The sequence below is a fragment of the Aeromonas sobria genome, from assembly GCF_050266975.1.
In the GTDB taxonomy this organism is placed as follows: Bacteria; Pseudomonadota; Gammaproteobacteria; order Enterobacterales; family Aeromonadaceae; genus Aeromonas; species Aeromonas sobria_B.
Map to the genome: position 1 here is coordinate 96,546 of NZ_JBKISU010000014.1, position 16,611 is coordinate 113,156.

Genomic DNA, 16,611 nt, shown 5'->3' on the forward strand with positions numbered 1-16,611 from the left:
GGTGGCGCGCCGGGTCGGAGCCGCTCACTCGGCGCCCCCATTGACCCGGCGCAGCACCACCGGCTTGTTCTCTTTGCTGCGCTGGAAGTAGGTCTCCAGCCTGGCCCGGGTATCGGCCACCTCGGCCAGCAGGTAGGCCGCAAAATAGTCGCTCTTGACGCCGAGCGCCTCGTTCAATCCGGTCAGCCCGGCGCCAGCCGCCAGAGCGGGCAGGGATGTCATCTCCTGCTTGTCCTGCCACCCCTTCCTGGGGCGGTCGCTGAGCACGGCCCTGGCATCGTCCCCCCCTATCTTGCCGAGGTAGAGGGCCGCCAGCAGCTCGGCCTGCTCCGGGGCTAGGGTGTTGATGTTGACCAGCAGCTTGTCGTTGGGCAGGGCGCAGACATAGGGCGCCAGCCTGGCGTAGAGGGCACTGCCCACCCCGCGCACCGCCCGCAACTCATCCACCCCCAGCATCTTCTGATTGGCGGGCAGATAGGGGGGATCCAGCCCCTCGTAGTAGGCATCCTCGGCGCCGTAGCTGGAGACCAGCACGGTATCGCCGTCGGTCCAGTCACGCACCGCGTCCGTCAGCTGTACGGCCTCATACTCATCCACCTCGAGCAGGGTCAGCAGGGTGCGAAACACCTTGACCGGATAGGGCGGGTTCGCCTCATCGTCCGTGCCGTCCCCCTTGCGCGCCACGCTCAGGCTGTTGAGGTTGAAGCACCCCTGCAGATCCCGCACCTCCCCCTTGAGGGTGCCATCCTCCACCGGGAAGACCCCGTCCTTGCGGGCCCAATACTGGCCCAGGCTCACCACCTTGGGGTCATCCTTGAAGTCCTGGGCCAGGACCTTGCTGACCAGGGCCTCGGCGGACAGGGCATACCACCAGGCCTGCTTGCCCGTGGTGAGGTTGCTGGTGCGACGCAGCTCCAGCTGCAATCGCCCGCTCATATTGCTGGCGATGATGACCATCACCGAGAGGATGAGCAGCACCACCAGCAGCGCCATGCCCCGGTTTCGGCCAGGCCCGCGCCCCTCAGGATTGCGTCGGTGCATCTTCGATCCTCGCCCCTGGGGCACCGATCAGGAACTGACGGCGCAGGGTGCCGTAATCCTCCAGATCCAGCTCCACCGCCAGCCCCTCGGGCAGACGATCGGCCGTGGTCCACTCCGAGCGCCAGCTCCCCTCGGCATAGAAGAAGATCCGCAGCCCGCTCACCTTGCCGAGCAGGGGCTGCACCCTGGGTTCGGTGCCGATCACGGGATCCGGATAGAGGTAGCTCAGCCGCTCCAGGGTCTGTCCCTTGAGCCGCCAGCCCACCCGCTGCAAGCCGGAGCGCGGCAAGATGCCGTCCGGGTTGAGCCAGCCGCCGCGGATGAAGGCCATGCCCCAGTCGTCACTCTCCTGACCGAAGCGGGTCGCCGCCAGCAGCACCCGGTTGCTCTCCCCCTCGATGCGGCCGGTGCGCGGCACCATCTGGCCCACGTCCCGCTCCAGCAGGTCGAAGGCGCGCTGCAGCTCGGCCAGACGCAGCTCCTTCTTCCTGGCCACCTCGTCACTGGTGAGCACCCCCTGCAACACCTGATAGGCCCCCAGGCTGAGGCCGGCGAAGATGGCGATGGCCACCAGCATCTCAAGCAGGGTAAAGCCGGTGTGACGGGGGCGAGGAGGGAGACGCATCATCGGCTGATATAAGTCCGCATCATGGCGACCGGGTTGTCGGCCTTGGGGGCGCTGCGCACCTCCAGATCCAGCGCCTTGAAGTTGGCATCGCTGGTGGCGACGCCACGATAGCGCCAGAACCAGAGCTGGCCGGCCATCTCCTCCTGCCCCTCGACCCAGCTGTCGCTGGGCCACCTGGCCTCGAGTTTCTGCTGCACCAGCTGGTTCTGGGCGACCCAGGTGGCCAGGGTCTTCTGCTCCAGATGGCTGAGACCAGAGAGGTGCTCGCTGGCGCTCTTCATCACGGCGAGCCCGGCGATGGCGAACACCACCAGGGCCACCATCACCTCCAGCAGCGTCATGCCGCGCGCCTTCATGGGGTCGCCTCCCCGGATTCATCAAGGCTCAGGGTACCGAACTCGTCGGCGCGCACCACACGCACATACTGGGCATCATCGACCCGCTGGTTCAGAGTCAGCACGAAAGGGGTCAGCTCATCACCGGGGAAGATGAGCACCTGGGGACGGCTTGCCTCTCCCCGCTCGTCCTCCTGTGGTTGCCAGGCAAAACCGGCCAGCTCCAGGGTGAGGCGGATATCGTCGCCGAGCTCGACCGGGCCCAGCAGCTTGTCTCCCTCCAGGGGTTGCCAGCTGCGATCCTTGCCCTGGCGGCGCATGAACTGCCAGCCATGGTCATCGAGGCGCAGCCCCAGCAGGCGACCATCCATCACCGCCTGCTGCTGGGCCTGCTGCAACACCGCCATGAAGCGACGCGCCTGCTTGTCCAGCTCCCTGTCCCCCCGGGCGCCCCCCATGCTGAGGGTGACGGCGGTGGCCACCAGTCCCATCAACATGGCGACCAGCAACACCTCCAGCAGAGTAAAACCGGCCTGGCGACTCTGCTTCATGGCATCTGCCTTAGCTGCATGGCGGTGGCCCCGGGCCATCCCATCAACATGGCGACCAGCAACACCTCCAGCAGAGTAAAACCGGCCTGGCGACTATGTTTCATGACGTCGGCCTTAGCTGCATGGCGGTGGCCCCGGGCCATCCCATCAACATGGCCACCGGCAAGACCTCCAGCAGGGTGAAACCAGATTGACGACGAGCAGATGGTGCAACCCTCATTCAGGCTGCTCCAGCAAGGAGGAACAAACGGGGCGGCCAAGCACTTATTGGAAATCCTTCAGATTCCAGTTGCCGATGTCGTCATCGCTGCCCGCTTCCCCGTCCAGTCCCATGGAGAAGATGTCAATCTTGCCGAACTGGCCCGGGCTCAGCAGCTGGTACGGATTGCCCCAGGGATCCTGTGGCAGGCGCTTGATGTAGCCGCCGTCACGGTAGCTGCGCGGCTCGGGGGCGGCGCTCGGCTTGTTGACCAGGGCGTCCAGCCCCTGCTCCGTGGTGGGGTAGCGGTTGTTGTCCAGCTTGTACATGTCGAGGGCATTTTCCAGCGCCACTATGTCGGAGACCGCTTTTTGCTGGTCGGCCTTCTCCTTGTTGCCCATCAGGTTGGGCACCACCAGGCTGGCCAGGATCCCCAGGATCACGATGACCACCATGACTTCCAGCAGGGTGAAACCGGATTGACGACGCTTTTGCATGACTGACTCCCTAACGAATGAGATGGCGCAGGCCATCAGAAAGTGATCTGTGGGTCGACGTATCGCCGGGTGGCACCATCGAACACCGGAAACTTACAACTTCACCATATTGTTGAGCTCGAGCGAATTGACTGCAGGATTGACCGACATCACCTGCACGCCAGCATCACAGATTGACCATGTTGTTCAGCTCCAGGATCGGCTGCAGGATCGACATCACGATAAAGAGCACCACCCCGGCCATGGAGACCACCAGCATGGGTTCGAACACCCCGAGGGCGATGTTCACCTGGCTCTCGAACTCCCTGTCCTGGTTGTCCGCCGCCCGCTCCAGCATGCTGTCGAGCTCGCCGCTCTGCTCGCCGGAGGCGATCATGTGCAGCATCATGGGCGGAAAAATTTTGGTTTCATCCAGCGACTTGCGCAGGCTGGTCCCCTCCCGCACCCGCTCGCTCGCCGCCAGGATGCGGGCGCGGGCAAAATCGTTGGAGAGCACCTCCCCCGCGATCTTCATCCCCTCCAGCAGGGGCACGGCGCTGGCGTTGAGGATGCTCAAGGTACGGGCGAAGCGGGCGGTATTGAGGCCGCGGCTGACTCTGCCTATCACCGGCAGGCGCAGCAAGAGCCCATGCCAGCGCTGGCGGCGCGCGGGATCCGTCAGCCACCAGCGCCAGATCAGGCCGCCCAGGCCGAGCAGCAGCAGGAACCAGAGGCCGTAATGCTGCATCAGCTCGCTGGTGCCGATGAGAAAGCGGGTCGTCATCGGCAGCTGCTGGCCCATGTGCTCGAACTGGGCCACCACCTTGGGCACCACGGCGGTGAGCAGTATGGAGATGACGCCGATGGCCACCAGGGTCAGCACCATGGGGTAGATCATCGCCTGCAGCAGCTTGGTGCGCATGTGCTGGCGCTGCTCCGTGTAGTCGGCGAGGCGGTTGAGCACCTTCTCCAGGTGCCCCGATTTCTCGCCGGCCGCCACCATGGAGCGAAACAGCTGATCGAACACATGGGGGAAGGCCCCCAGCGAATCGGCCAAGGTGTACCCCTCGACCACACGACCGCGCACCGTGGCCACCAGGCTGCGCAGGTGCGCCTTCTCGCACTGCTGGGAGACGGCCCTGAGCGCCTCTTCAATGGTGAGACCGGCCCCCACCAGGGTCGCCAGCTGGCGGGTGATCAGCGCCAGTTCCGCCGTGCTGGCGCCGCGGCGAAACAGCACGAAGCGGTTCGCCTCCCGCTTCGCCTTCTCCGTGGTCTCGCTCACCTCCAGCGGGGTCAGCCCCTGCTCGCGCAGCTGCTGGCGCACCTGGCGCGCCGAATCCCCCTCGGCCACCCCTTGCTTCTGGCGGCCCTTGTCGTCGAGGGCCTTATATTCGAATGCAGCCAAGTCCTATCCTCAATCTTCCCGGGTCACCCGCAGCACTTCTTCCAGGCTGGTCTGGCCCTGGAGCACCTTGTCGATGCCGTCGCGGCGGATGCTGGGGGTGTGGGGGCGGATCAACCGCTCGATGGCCAGTTCGCCGCTGGCCGCGTGGACGGCTTCGCGTACCGCCTCGTCCACCACCACCAGCTCGTGGATGCCGGTCCGGCCGCGATAGCCGGTGTGGTTGCACTGCTCACAGCCCACCGGGTGCCAGATCTCTCGGGCGGCCTCGTGGCCCTCGATGCGCATCAGCTCACGCTCCTGCGGGCTGGCCGGGCGCGCCTCCTTGCAGTCGGGGCAGAGGGTGCGCACCAGCCGCTGGGCCAGCACGGCCAGCAAGGATGAGGAGAGCAGGAAGGGCTCTATGCCCATGTCCCGCATCCGGGTGATGGCGCCGATGGCGGTGTTGGTGTGCAGGGTCGACATCACCAGGTGACCGGTGAGGGACGCCTGCACTGCTATCTGGGCGGTCTCGAGATCCCGGATCTCCCCCACCATGACCACGTCGGGATCCTGACGCAAGATGGCCCGCAGGCCGCGGGCGAAGGTCATGTCCACCTTGGGATTGACCTGGGTCTGACCCACCCCTTCCAGGTCATATTCGATAGGGTCTTCCACCGTGAGGATGTTGCGATCCCGCGAGTTGATCTCGGACAGGGCCGCATACAGGGTGGTGGACTTGCCCGAGCCGGTCGGCCCGGTCACCAGTATGATGCCGTGGGGCTTGCGAATCAGCTCCCCGATGATCTCGCGGTTGGCGAGCGTCATGCCGAGCTGCTTGAGCTCGAGGCGCACGTTGTTCTTGTCCAGCAGTCGCAATACCACCCGCTCGCCGTAGCTGGACGGCATGGTGGAGACCCGCACGTCCACCGCCCGGCCGCCGATGCGCAGCGAGATGCGGCCATCTTGCGGCACCCGCTTCTCGGCGATGTCCATGCGCGACATCACCTTGATGCGCGACACCAGCAGGGAGGCGAGCTTGCGATGGGGGCGCAGTATCTCCCGCAGCACCCCATCGATGCGAAAGCGAATGACCAGGGCCCGCTCGAAGGTCTCGATATGGATATCGGACGCCTCTTCCTTGATCGCCTCGCTCAGCATGGCGTTGATGAGACGGATGATGGGGGCGTCGTCGTCGGCGTCCAGCAGATCCTCGCTCTGGGGCAGCTCCTCGGCCAGGGCGAAGAAGTCCATCTCGTTGCCGAGATCCTCCATCAGCTGGCGCGCCTCGGAGGAGTCGCGCTGATAGTGGGCCATCAGCCGCTGCTCAAATTCCTCCCCCTCCAGGGGTTGCACGGTGAAGTCGCTGCCGGCCACCCGCTGCACCTCGAGCAGGGCCTGGGGACTGACCCCGGGTCGGCACAGCAGCACGGGAGCGCCGGCCTCCTCGGTCAGGATGACGCCGAAATTGCGGGCGAAGGCGAACGGCAGCTCGGGCAGCGCCGCCGGCAGTTCGCCATCATCGAGTCGATAGGCCGCCATCAGGGCTTGCTCTGCACGAAGGGCTTCACGCTGTCCGCCGTGGCCTGTTGCCGGTTTCTCATGGACTGGATCTGCTGCTGCACCTCGGGGGAGACCATGACGTCCTGGCCATAGGCCGGCAGGACCTGGCGCGCCGGCGAGGTGAGATAGCCCTCCTCGGCGGCCCTGTCCAGCTGCTCGGCCCTGAACAGGGTGTACTTGTTGCTGGAGATGCCGGAATAGACGTTGGCATCGCGCAATATGGTCGGCCGGATGAAGATCATCAGGTTGCGCTTGGAGGTGGTATTGGAGGTGGAGCGGAACAGGTAGCCCAGCACGGGAATGTCACCCAGCAGGGGCACCTTGGAGACCTGCTCCTTGGTCTGTTCGTCCATCAGCCCCCCCAGCACCACGGTTTCGCCGCTCTTGACCAGCACCGCATTCTTGACGGTGCGGGTGTCGAAGGTGGGGCCGAGATCCGCCGTGCCGGTGGCCTGGGTCTGGGCCACGCTGGAGACCTCCTGCTCGATATTGAGCAGCACGGAGTCCCCCTCGTTGATCTGGGGTGTCACCACCAGCTTGGTGCCCACCGTCTTGCGCTCTATGGTGTTGAAGATGTTGTCCCCCGAGGTGGAGCTCTGGGATCCGGTCTGCACCGGCACCTCCTGACCCACGTTGAACGACGCCTCCTTGTTGTCCATGGTGACTATGCTCGGGGTCGACAGGATGTCGTTCTTGGTGTTGGTGGAGAGTGCGGTCACCAGCATGGCCCAGTCCCCCTGATAGAAGCCGGCGGCCATGCCGCTGAAGCTGCCCACCAGGCTGCTCAGGGTGTCGATGTCGTCATTCTCCTTGTAGTCGATGGCCCCCGCCGCCACGCTGCCGATCGGCAGATTGGTGTTGGTGAACTGGGTGCCACCGCCATTGGTGTTGGCCCACTGCACCCCGAGGTTGAGGCCGTCGCCATCGGCGACCTCCACTATGATGGCCTCCACCAGCACCTGGGCACGGCGGATGTCGAGCTTGGCGATCACCTGCTCCAGCTCCGCCATCACGTCCGGCTGGGCGGTGATCACCAGGGCATTGGTGGTCTCGTCCGCCGAGATGGCGAGCTGGCCGCCCCCTATGCTGCTGCCGGCACCGGCTGCCGCCGTGCCGCCCTTCTTGTCGGCCTCTATGCTGGAGCTGACCCCCTTGAGCACATCCACCAGATCCTTGGCCTTGCCATATTTGAGGTAGAAGACCCGGGTATTGCCCTGGCTCTGCAGGTCGCGGTCGAGCTGGTGCACCATCTGGATGATGCGGGCCCGCGCCTTGGGTTCGCCACTGACCACCACCGAGTTGGTGCGCTCGTCCGCCACCACCTTGGGGGTCAGCTGGAAGCCGGCATTGCCGCCCTGGGCGTTGCCTTCCTTGTTGAGGTTGGTCACCAGCCGCACCATCTCGCCGGCGGAGGCGTATTTCAGCTTGATGATGTCCACATCCTGATCCCCGGCCTTGTCGACCCGGCGCACCACTTCCACCAGGCGATTGACCACGGCGGCGCGGCCTGTGATGAGCAGGACGTTGGAGGGTTCATAGTGGACCACGTTGCCGCCGCCGGCGTTGTCATTGAGCTGACGCAGCAGGGGGGCGAGTTCGCGTACCGAGACGTTGCGCACCGGCACCACCCGGGTCACCATCTCGTCCCCCGTGCCCGGGTTGCGGTCGTCCACCACAGGGATGGCCGAGGTCTTGGCATCCTTGGAACGCACCACCTTGAGCACGCCGTTGTCCATGGGCACCACGGCGAAACCATAGACGTCCAGCACGCTCAGGAAGAATTGATAGTACTGATCCTCGTTGAGCAGATCGTAACTGCGCACGTTGATCTTGCCGCGCACAGAGGGCTCTATGATGATGGTTTTATTGAGGTTCTTTCCAACCGTGTTGATGAACTCCTCGATCTCCGCGTTCTTGAAGCTGGCAGAATATTCGGTCGCCCAGACGGAGCCCGTCATCAGCAAGGCCGCCGCCACAGACGCCAGGCGCCAGCCTTTCCCTTTGTTTCTCATGCGTGCACTACTCCGGATCATTATTCTGACAAGCCGACATAGACGTCATACAGCTGTCCCTGCCGTTCGACCGTCACTGTCATCTCGGTGGCGCTCGCCACCTGTTGCATCGCCTGCATGGCCTGGGCGTTATCCCGCAGATCCAGACCATTGATGCTGACGGCCAGGTCATTGGCGACCAGGCCGAGTTGGTTGAAGAGTTCCGGGTCCCGGCCCGGATTGAGGCGATAACCCGTCATGCGGCCATCGACCCGCACCGGGGAGATATTGAGGTAATCGGTCAGCTTGCCGGGGTTGCTCATCAGCGCGCCCCGCACCTCATCGAGCCTGCCCCCCGCTTGCTCCTGCGCCGGGACCGGCTTGCCATACTGCTCACCGTCCAGCATCAGGGTCTCGTCGCGCCCGTTGCGCGCTATGATGACGCGATCGGCAAACACCTGCCGCAGCTGGGCCTGGGTGCCATCTATATAGTCATCGATACCGTAGGAGTTCTGGCTGCCGCCATGGGCGATGATGGCGATGGACTTGGCGGGATCCGAGCTCGCCAGCACCCCGTTGAGCTGGGCGTTGAGCTGGGTCTTGGGGGCATCGGCCGCCACCCGGGTCTGGGCCTTGGCCAGCTCGGCGCGGCCAAACAGGGCGAGACGCGTGAGGGGCACCAGGTCCGTGCCCTGACGGCCACCTCCTGGCCCCACGGTGCCCGGTTGCCAGGCAACGGGCTGCTCAGGACTCGCCAGCGACAGCAGTCGCCAGGTCAATCCGGCACTCTGGTGCGCCAGCAGCAGCAGCAGGCCCCAGAACAGCCACTGGCTGAGACGGGCAAGGGGCAGCCGCTTGCCCAGGGCAAGCAAGGTAGACAGCAAGTCATCCTTGAACGGTAGCGTCATGTTTCTCAAAATAATTTTCTATCCAAATCGGTCAGCTATTGTGTACGGCAATGGCCCGGGAGACAACTGACCGCATGCGCAATATGGCCAAAAATGCTCGCGCCGTCACTGACAGCCAGCCCAGATTCAATCCTGGGCCCCGGCTCTGGTATAATCGGCGTCCATATCACATCGTCGGAGCCCGTCATGAGCAAAGCCGTTTCGCCCGAATCCTCCCTGCGTCTGGACAAGTGGCTCTGGGCCGCCCGCTTCTACAAGAGCCGCAGTCTGGCCCGGGATCAGATCGACGGCGGCAAGGTGCACTACAACGGCCAGCGCAGCAAACCGGGCAAGGCGGTCGAGGTCGGCGCCCTGATCCGCTTCTGGCAGGGTCAGGACGAACGGGAAGTGCGGGTGCTGACCCTGTGCGAGCAGCGAAGATCGGCCCCCCTGGCCCAGCTGATGTACGAGGAGACGGCCGAGAGCCTCAAACGCCGGGCCGAGAACGCCGAGGCGCGCCGCTTCAACAGCCAGTTTGCACCGAGCCCGGAGCGCCGTCCCGACAAGCAGGAGCGCCGCCAGCTGATCCGGGTCAAGCAATCCTGAGCCAACCCCATGACCCTTGTATGACGACAGGGACCCAAGAAAGTTCACCCCCGGCCGCGAGGCGCCGGGCGTCCAAGCCATTACCACCCCGAAGGAAGATGAGATGAGTCACCAAGATCTGCTGTATCGCTATCTGTTTGAAGAGTACGAAGTGCGGGGTGAGCTGGTCCAGCTGGATAGCACCTACCGCCATGTGGTCGAGGCGCAGAGCTACCCGGTACAGGTGCAGCACCTGCTGGGGGAGCTGCTGGTGGCCACCAGCCTGCTGACCGCCACCCTCAAGTTCGAAGGCTCCATCACGGTGCAGTTGCAGGGGGACGGCCCGGTGCGTCTGGCCGTCATCAACGGCGACCACAACCAGCAGCTGCGCGGCGTGGCCCGCCATGAGGGAGAGCTGCCGAGCGATGGCAAGCTGCAGAGCCTGATCGGCAACGGCCAGCTGGTGATCACCATCACCCCGGAACAGGGTGAGCGCTATCAGGGCATCATCGCCCTGGAATCCGACACCCTGGCCGGCTGCCTGGAGCAGTACTTCGCCCAGTCCGAACAGCTGGCCACCAAGCTCTGGATCCGCACCGGTCACCTGGATGGCGCCCCCCGCGCCGCCGGCATCCTGTTGCAGGAGCTGCCCGCCCAGAGCGAGGATCACAGCGCAGATTTCGAGCACCTGACCCAGCTCACCGCCACCATCAAGGACGAGGAGCTGTTTGGTCTGGAGGCCGAGGAGATCCTCTATCGCCTCTATCACCAGGACAAGGTGCGGGTGTTCGATCCCCAGGCCGTCGCCTTCCGCTGCACCTGCTCCCGGGAGCGTTGCGAGGGCGCCCTGCTGCAGATAGAGAAGGAAGAGGTGCTCGATATGCTGCAGGAGCAGGGCAAGATAGAGATGCACTGCGACTACTGCGGGGCTCACTATCCTTTTGATGCGATCGATGTCGAAACCCTGTTCAGCGGGGCTCCCGGTAATGATGCAAACCAGTTACACTAAATGAAGGCGGGGAAACCCGCCTTTCACTTAAAAAATAAAAAAATACCCTACTTTATAAACTTTGATGAAGGTCGCTAAATTCTACTACCTAGGTGGTAGAGTTGATGCCAGATAGAACCCTACACACCTCTGAACCCAGGAGAATACAATGACAATCGTGGCAGCACCCACCCTGGCCCAAGGATTACAACTGGAGCAATACGGCATCCATAATGCCGTGGAAATCCTGCGTAACCCCTCCTATGAGCAACTGTTCGTAGAAGAGACTCGTCCCGATCTCGAAGGTTTCGAGCGCGGGGTGGTGACAGAACTTGGCGCCGTCAATGTCAACACCGGCATCTTTACCGGTCGTTCCCCGAAAGATAAATATATCGTCAAAGACGGCACCACCCAGGATACCGTGTGGTGGTCTGACCAGGGCAAGAACGATAACAAGGCGATCACCCCTGCGGTATGGGCAGATCTGAAGGCGCTGGTCACCCAGCAGCTCTCCGACAAGCGTCTGTTCGTCATCGACGGCTACTGCGGTGCCAACCCGGATACTCGGCTGGCGGTGCGCGTCATCACAGAAGTGGCCTGGCAGGCGCACTTCGTCAAGAACATGTTCATCCGCCCGAGCGAGGAAGAGCTCAAGAGCTTCAAACCGGACTTCGTGGTGATGAACGGCGCCAAGTGCACCAACCCGAACTGGCAGGCCCAGGGTCTCAACTCCGAGAACTTCGTCGCCTTCAACCTGACCGAGAAGATCCAGCTCATCGGCGGCACCTGGTACGGTGGCGAGATGAAGAAGGGCATGTTCTCCATGATGAACTACTTCCTGCCCCTGCGCGGCATCGCCTCCATGCACTGCTCCGCCAACGTGGGTCAGGATGGGGACGTGGCCATCTTCTTCGGCCTGTCCGGCACCGGCAAGACCACCCTCTCCACCGATCCCAAGCGTCAGCTCATCGGCGATGACGAGCACGGCTGGGACGATGACGGCGTGTTCAACTTCGAAGGAGGCTGCTACGCCAAGACCATCAAGCTCTCCAAGGAGGCCGAGCCGGACATCTTCAACGCCATCCGCCGCGATGCGCTGCTGGAGAACGTGACCGTGGCCGACGATGGCACCATCGACTTCGACGATGGCTCCAAGACCGAGAACACCCGGGTCTCCTACCCCATCTATCACATCGAGAACATCGTCAAGCCGGTCTCCAAGGCGGGTCATGCCACCAAGGTGATCTTCCTGACCGCCGACGCCTTCGGCGTGCTGCCCCCGGTCGCCAAGCTGACCAAGGAGCAGACCAAGTACCACTTCCTGTCCGGTTTCACCGCCAAGCTGGCCGGTACCGAGCGTGGCATCACAGAGCCGACCCCCACCTTCTCTTCCTGCTTCGGCGCGGCCTTCCTCAGCCTGCACCCCACCAAGTACGGTGAAGAGCTGGTCAAGCGGATGGAAGCGTCCGGCGCCGAGGCCTATCTGGTCAACACCGGCTGGAATGGCACCGGCAAGCGCATCTCCATCAAGGACACCCGCGCCATCATAGACGCCATCCTGGATGGCTCCATTGAGCAGGCCGACACCAAGGTGCTGCCCATCTTCAATCTGGCAGTGCCGACCGCGCTGCCGGGCGTGAACCCGGCCATCCTGGATCCTCGCGACACTTATGCCGACCAAGCCGAGTGGGATGCCAAGGCCGTGGATCTGGCGGGGCGCTTCATCAAGAACTTCGAGCGCTTCACCGACAACGACGAAGGCAAGCGCCTGGTCGCCGCGGGTCCCCAGCTGTAACGACCCCAGCCGCCCATGACCAGACCGGCCAGCTCAGCTGGCCGGTCTTTTTTTCGCCTCGCTGCGGCAATTCCCCCGGCCAGCCTTGCCATGGGCACGCCCGCGCGTTAGATTCAGCCACACTTTATACAATATACAATTTTGCAACCTGCCCCCGATGCCACCATGAGCCCGACCTACAAGACCCGCACCCAGATGGTGGCGGACAGCCTGAGGACCAGGATACTGCGGGGCGACTTCCCCGCCGGCGCCCCCCTGCGTCAGGACGCCATCGCCAGGGAGCTGGCGGTGAGCCGCATCCCGGTGCGCGAGGCCTTGATGCAGCTGGAGGCCCAGGGGCTGGTGAAGTTCGAGCCCCATCGCGGCGCCGTGGTCACCCGGCTGGATCCGGACTCCGTGGCCGAGCTCTTTTATTTGCGGGCCCTGCTGGAAGCCGATACCCTGTTTCACGCCGTCGATCTGATGACGGAGGAGACCTTCGTCAACGCCCAGGCCATTCTCGATCAGTTCGATGCCGCGCTCGCATCGGGTACCCAGGTCGAGCATTGGGCCGAGCTCAATCACAGCTTCCACGCCACCCTCTACCGGGCCGCCAATCGCCCCCAGGCGATGGAGCTGATCGCCCAGATCAACCTGAGTTGCGATCGCTACGTGCGCTTCGAACTGCTGTTTGCCCAGAACGGGGTAGACAAGGCGGAGCGTGAACACGCCGAGCTGCTGGCCCTGTGCCGGGCGAGGCGCAAACACGAGGCCGCCGTCCTGCTCAAGCAGCACATACAGGCAGCCGGCCACTCCGTCGGCCACATGCTGAGCCGCGGCAAACCCGGCTGAACCCTCTCATCGACCAACCATCTGGCAATTACGATATGAACCATTTCGAGATCATTGCAGCCCGCGTCGCCCAGGTCAGGGCCACCCTGGCCCAGCAGGAGCTGGACGCCTTCATCGTGCCCCATGATGACGAACATCTGGGAGAATACATTCCGGCCCATGCCGAACGCCTCGCCTGGCTGACCGGGTTCAATGGCTCGGCGGGTCTGGCCATCATACTGCCCCAGCAGGCGGCCCTGTTCGTCGATGGCCGCTACACGGTACAGGCCAGATTGCAGAGCCCGGCCGAGACCTTTGCCTTCCTGCACCTGGTCGATGATCCCCACGTCGGCTGGCTCACTGAGCAGCTGGAACCCGGCGCCCGGGTCGGTTTCGATCCCCGCCTGCACAGCCTGACCTGGTACCAGAGCGCCAAGGCCCAGCTCGGCGAGCGCGGCATCGCGCTCGTCGCCGTCACCGACAACCCCATCGACCTGCACTGGACCGATCGCCCCGCCCCCGGCAAGCATCCGGTCATCCTCTACAGCGAGGCGCTGGCGGGCCAGTCGAGCCAGGCCAAGCGCGAGCTGCTGGCGAGCGATCTGCGCAAACGCGGCCTGGATGCGGTGCTGCTGACCCAGGCCGAACCCATCAACTGGCTGCTCAACCTGAGAGGCCGCGACGTGGAGCGCCTGCCGGTAGTGCTGGGCTTTGCCGTGCTCTATGCCAATGCCAGCATGGATTTCATCGTCGATACCGACAAGCTGGACTGCATCGCCTTCAGCCAGCACGCGGGGCAGGATGTCTCCGTCTACCCCATCGACAAGCTGGGCGCCCTGCTCAGACGCATAGGGAGCGATCAGCAACGGGTGCTGGCAGACCCGAACAGCGCCAATGCCTGGACCCAGCTCACCATGGAAGAGGCTGGCGCCATCCTGGTGGCGGGCCAGGATCCCACCATGCTGCCCAAGGCGTGCAAGAACGAGACCGAGCTGGCGGGCATGCGCGCCGCTCACCTGCGCGACGGTGTCGCCGTCACCCGCTTCCTCGCCTGGCTGGATCGGCTGATCGCCAGCGGCGAGTTCGACGGGGTGGACGAGGGCACCCTGGCCGACCAGCTGGAGGCCTTTCGCAAGGAGCAAGAGCACTATGTCGAGCCGAGCTTCGACACCATCTCCGCGCTCGGCCCCAATGCCGCCATGTGCCACTATCGCCACACCAACGGGGTACCGCGCCCCTTCGGCCAGGATGCCATCTATCTGGTGGACTCCGGTGGCCAGTATCTTGATGGCACCACCGACATCACCCGCACCGTCAAGGTGGGTGAGGTGAGCGCCGAGCACAAGGCCATGTTCACCCGGGTGCTGCAGGGCCACATCGCCCTGGATCAGGCCCGCTTCCCCCGTGGCACCTCGGGCATCCAGCTCGACGTGCTGGCCCGCATGCCCCTGTGGCAGGCCGGCTACAACTATGACCACGGCACAGGCCACGGGGTCGGCCACTTCCTGAGCGTGCACGAGGGTCCCCAGCGCATCTCCCCCAAGGGCAGCCTGGTGCCCCTGATGCCGGGCATGGTGCTCTCCAACGAGCCCGGCTACTACCGGGAGGACGCCTTCGGCATTCGCTGCGAGAACCTGGAGATAGTGGTCGAACTGCCCAGCCAGGGGGAGCTGGCCATGCTGGGCTTCGAGCGGCTGACCTATGTGCCGTTCGATACGCGTCTCATCGACCGCGACCTGCTGAGCCCGGCCGAGTTTCGCTGGATCAACGAGTACCATGCCGAGGTCTATCGCAGGCTGAGCCCGCTGCTGGAGGGCGAGGATCTCGCCTGGCTGGAGCAGGCCACCCGCCTCCTCTGAGGCGATGCCACTACCACAGGGCCTTCGGGCCCTGTTTTGTTGCGAGGCGATCGGGATCGCCCGCTCCCTTGAATCCCCTCCGGGCAGGGGCTACCCTTGCCGGCCGAGTGTCGCTCATCGGCGGCCCATTCACCGAGGAGATCCCGTGACCCCCATCCTTAGAGTCGCCACCCCGGCCGACATGCACGCCATCTGGCAGATAGAGCGCCAGGTATTCGGTGACGCCGTCTACCCCGACTTCTTCTTTCGTCAGGCCATGGATCTGTGGCCGGACTTGCTGCTGGTGGCCGAGCGCGATGGCCAGTTGCTCGGCTATGGCCTGGGCGGCGTGGGGCAAGAGGGCGCCCAGGGCTGGCTGCTCTCCCTGGCCGTGCTGCCCCAGGCCCGCGGCCTCGGCCTGGCCGCGGCCATCATCACCCGCCTGGAGCAGACCCTGATGGCACAAGGGTGCCGCCGGGTGCGCCTGACGGTGGATCCGGCCAACCCGGCCCGGCGCCTCTACCAGCGGCTCGGCTACCGCGAGCTGGCCCGGGATGATGCCTATTTCGGCCCCGGGGAAGCAAGATGCCTGCTCGAACATGCGCTCGTCCCCCAGGCGCAGGACACTCGCGACAGACCATGACGGGACCCCGGCGCCCCGGATGGCAAATATCCGGCCAGCCTCCTGATTGAATCCCTGCCATGGCACATACTTGGTTACACTTTTGGGGTGCCATCCTGGCGAAGAGAGGGGTAGAGTGGCCCCGAGAGCCCAATTTGTAGTCAAGTTCAGGAGAACCATCATGTTGCAACGACTGACCCTCATCCTCCTGCTGGCCACCGCCATCACAGGCTGTGCCAACAGCGACGTCTATTCCGGCGATGTCTACACCAAAGACAGGGCCAAGCAGGTGCAGACCGTCAACTACGGCACCATCCTCTCCACCCGTCCGGTCAAGATCCAGGCGGAGGAGAACTCCATCCTCGGCACCATAGGCGGCGGCGTGGTCGGCGGCCTGCTCGGCAGCACCATTGGCGGCGGCACGGGCCGCAGCCTGGCCACCGCAGGGGGCGCCATCGCCGGGGCCGCCGCGGGCAAGGCCGCCGGTGACAAGCTCAATCAGGTCGATGGCGTCGAGCTCGAGATCAAGCAAGACAGCGGCAACACCATAGTGGTGGTGCAAAAGGCCAGCCCCACCTTCGTGCCCGGCGCCAGGGTTCGCCTGACCCAGGGCAATGGCAGCGTCAACGTCGCCGTGGTGCCCTGATAACCCTACCCCACGAAAAAGCCCTCGCACTGCGAGGGCTTTTTGTTGTGCGCCGCCGCGCTAGGTGTGTAAACCCACCAGGTTGTTCACGGATTGAAGACGACTGATGGGGGGCTGGTAGCCCAGACTGGCATGAGGACGATGCCAGTTGTACTCATGCAGCCACGGTTGCAGGTGTTCTGCCCGTTGCTCTGACGAGTCATAGCTCCGTGCATAGGCCCACTCTCGCAGGGCTGTCTGAATGAAGCGCTCTGCCTTGCCATTGGTTTGGG

General features: G+C 64.3%; 18 protein-coding genes. 7 read left to right on the forward strand and 11 right to left on the reverse strand.

Features of this window, described 5'->3' with window-relative positions; genetic code table 11:
* Nucleotides 1–24 precede the first annotated feature (24 nt).
* From exeK to exeC, 10 genes are all read right to left on the reverse strand, one after another.
* Nucleotides 25–1,041, reverse strand: a complete 1,017-nt coding sequence (exeK, locus tag ACLHZ1_RS10110; RefSeq protein ID WP_427261985.1) for a GspK family T2SS minor pseudopilin variant ExeK — start codon at nt 1,039–1,041, stop codon at nt 25–27.
* Complete coding sequence (exeJ, locus tag ACLHZ1_RS10115; protein WP_427261986.1) at nt 1,022–1,666, reverse strand: GspJ family T2SS minor pseudopilin variant ExeJ; 645 nt, start codon at nt 1,664–1,666, stop codon at nt 1,022–1,024. The genes exeK and exeJ overlap by 20 nt, the downstream gene beginning before the upstream one ends.
* The gene (gene exeI / locus ACLHZ1_RS10120) at nt 1,666–2,025 is read right to left on the reverse strand and encodes a GspI family T2SS minor pseudopilin variant ExeI (RefSeq protein ID WP_427261987.1); all 360 of its coding nucleotides are present in this window, start codon (nt 2,023–2,025) and stop codon (nt 1,666–1,668) included. The genes exeJ and exeI overlap by 1 nt, the downstream gene beginning before the upstream one ends.
* Nucleotides 2,022–2,555, reverse strand: a complete 534-nt coding sequence (exeH, locus tag ACLHZ1_RS10125) for a GspH family T2SS minor pseudopilin variant ExeH (RefSeq protein WP_427261988.1) — start codon at nt 2,553–2,555, stop codon at nt 2,022–2,024. Before exeH ends, exeI begins: the two co-directional genes overlap by 4 nt.
* Nucleotides 2,552–2,659, reverse strand: coding sequence for a prepilin-type N-terminal cleavage/methylation domain-containing protein (locus tag ACLHZ1_RS10130; protein ID WP_427261989.1), 108 nt, complete (start codon nt 2,657–2,659; stop codon nt 2,552–2,554). Before ACLHZ1_RS10130 ends, exeH begins: the two co-directional genes overlap by 4 nt.
* Before the next feature lie 160 nt (nt 2,660–2,819).
* Nucleotides 2,820–3,251, reverse strand: coding sequence for a GspG family T2SS major pseudopilin variant ExeG (gene exeG / locus ACLHZ1_RS10135; RefSeq protein WP_042001050.1), 432 nt, complete (start codon nt 3,249–3,251; stop codon nt 2,820–2,822).
* A 166-nt stretch (nt 3,252–3,417) separates the two neighbouring features.
* A complete protein-coding gene (exeF, locus tag ACLHZ1_RS10140; protein WP_427261990.1) occupies nt 3,418–4,638 on the reverse strand; it encodes a GspF family T2SS innner membrane protein variant ExeF in 1,221 nt (406 codons plus the stop codon).
* Between the two features lie 9 nt (nt 4,639–4,647).
* Entirely contained in the window at nt 4,648–6,156 is a 1,509-nt protein-coding gene (gene gspE / locus ACLHZ1_RS10145) for a type II secretion system ATPase GspE (RefSeq protein ID WP_427261991.1), read from the reverse strand.
* Nucleotides 6,156–8,189: a GspD family T2SS secretin variant ExeD gene (gene exeD / locus ACLHZ1_RS10150; RefSeq protein WP_427261992.1), complete on the reverse strand. Its 2,034-nt coding sequence runs from the start codon at nt 8,187–8,189 to the stop codon at nt 6,156–6,158. The genes gspE and exeD overlap by 1 nt, the downstream gene beginning before the upstream one ends.
* A gap of 20 nt (nt 8,190–8,209) precedes the next feature.
* Entirely contained in the window at nt 8,210–9,076 is an 867-nt protein-coding gene (gene exeC, locus ACLHZ1_RS10155) for a GspC family type II secretion system variant ExeC (protein WP_427261993.1), read from the reverse strand.
* Between the two features lie 186 nt (nt 9,077–9,262).
* Here exeC and hslR point away from each other — a divergent pair, with 186 nt between their 5' ends.
* From hslR to ACLHZ1_RS10190, 7 genes are all read left to right on the forward strand, one after another.
* Nucleotides 9,263–9,661 carry a ribosome-associated heat shock protein Hsp15 gene (gene hslR / locus ACLHZ1_RS10160; RefSeq protein ID WP_427261994.1) on the forward strand — a complete coding sequence of 133 codons (399 nt, stop codon included), beginning with the start codon at nt 9,263–9,265 and terminating at the stop codon, nt 9,659–9,661.
* A gap of 103 nt (nt 9,662–9,764) precedes the next feature.
* Complete coding sequence (gene hslO / locus ACLHZ1_RS10165) at nt 9,765–10,649, forward strand: Hsp33 family molecular chaperone HslO (RefSeq protein WP_427261995.1); 885 nt, start codon at nt 9,765–9,767, stop codon at nt 10,647–10,649.
* A 148-nt stretch (nt 10,650–10,797) separates the two neighbouring features.
* The gene (gene pckA / locus ACLHZ1_RS10170) at nt 10,798–12,423 is read left to right on the forward strand and encodes a phosphoenolpyruvate carboxykinase (ATP) (RefSeq protein WP_427261996.1); all 1,626 of its coding nucleotides are present in this window, start codon (nt 10,798–10,800) and stop codon (nt 12,421–12,423) included.
* A gap of 165 nt (nt 12,424–12,588) precedes the next feature.
* Nucleotides 12,589–13,254 (forward strand): GntR family transcriptional regulator, encoded by a 666-nt coding sequence (locus tag ACLHZ1_RS10175; protein ID WP_427261997.1) that lies wholly within the window; start codon nt 12,589–12,591, stop codon nt 13,252–13,254.
* Between the two features lie 35 nt (nt 13,255–13,289).
* Entirely contained in the window at nt 13,290–15,092 is a 1,803-nt protein-coding gene (locus tag ACLHZ1_RS10180) for an aminopeptidase P family protein (protein WP_427261999.1), read from the forward strand.
* A gap of 181 nt (nt 15,093–15,273) precedes the next feature.
* Nucleotides 15,274–15,714 (forward strand): GNAT family N-acetyltransferase, encoded by a 441-nt coding sequence (locus tag ACLHZ1_RS10185; RefSeq protein WP_427262006.1) that lies wholly within the window; start codon nt 15,274–15,276, stop codon nt 15,712–15,714.
* Between the two features lie 160 nt (nt 15,715–15,874).
* Nucleotides 15,875–16,339: a glycine zipper 2TM domain-containing protein gene (locus tag ACLHZ1_RS10190; RefSeq protein WP_427262000.1), complete on the forward strand. Its 465-nt coding sequence runs from the start codon at nt 15,875–15,877 to the stop codon at nt 16,337–16,339.
* A 60-nt stretch (nt 16,340–16,399) separates the two neighbouring features.
* On the opposite strand, the gene ACLHZ1_RS10195 is transcribed toward ACLHZ1_RS10190, so the two are convergent.
* Nucleotides 16,400–16,611: integrase core domain-containing protein (locus tag ACLHZ1_RS10195; protein ID WP_427262001.1), on the reverse strand; the 212-nt coding region annotated here is incomplete at its 5' end.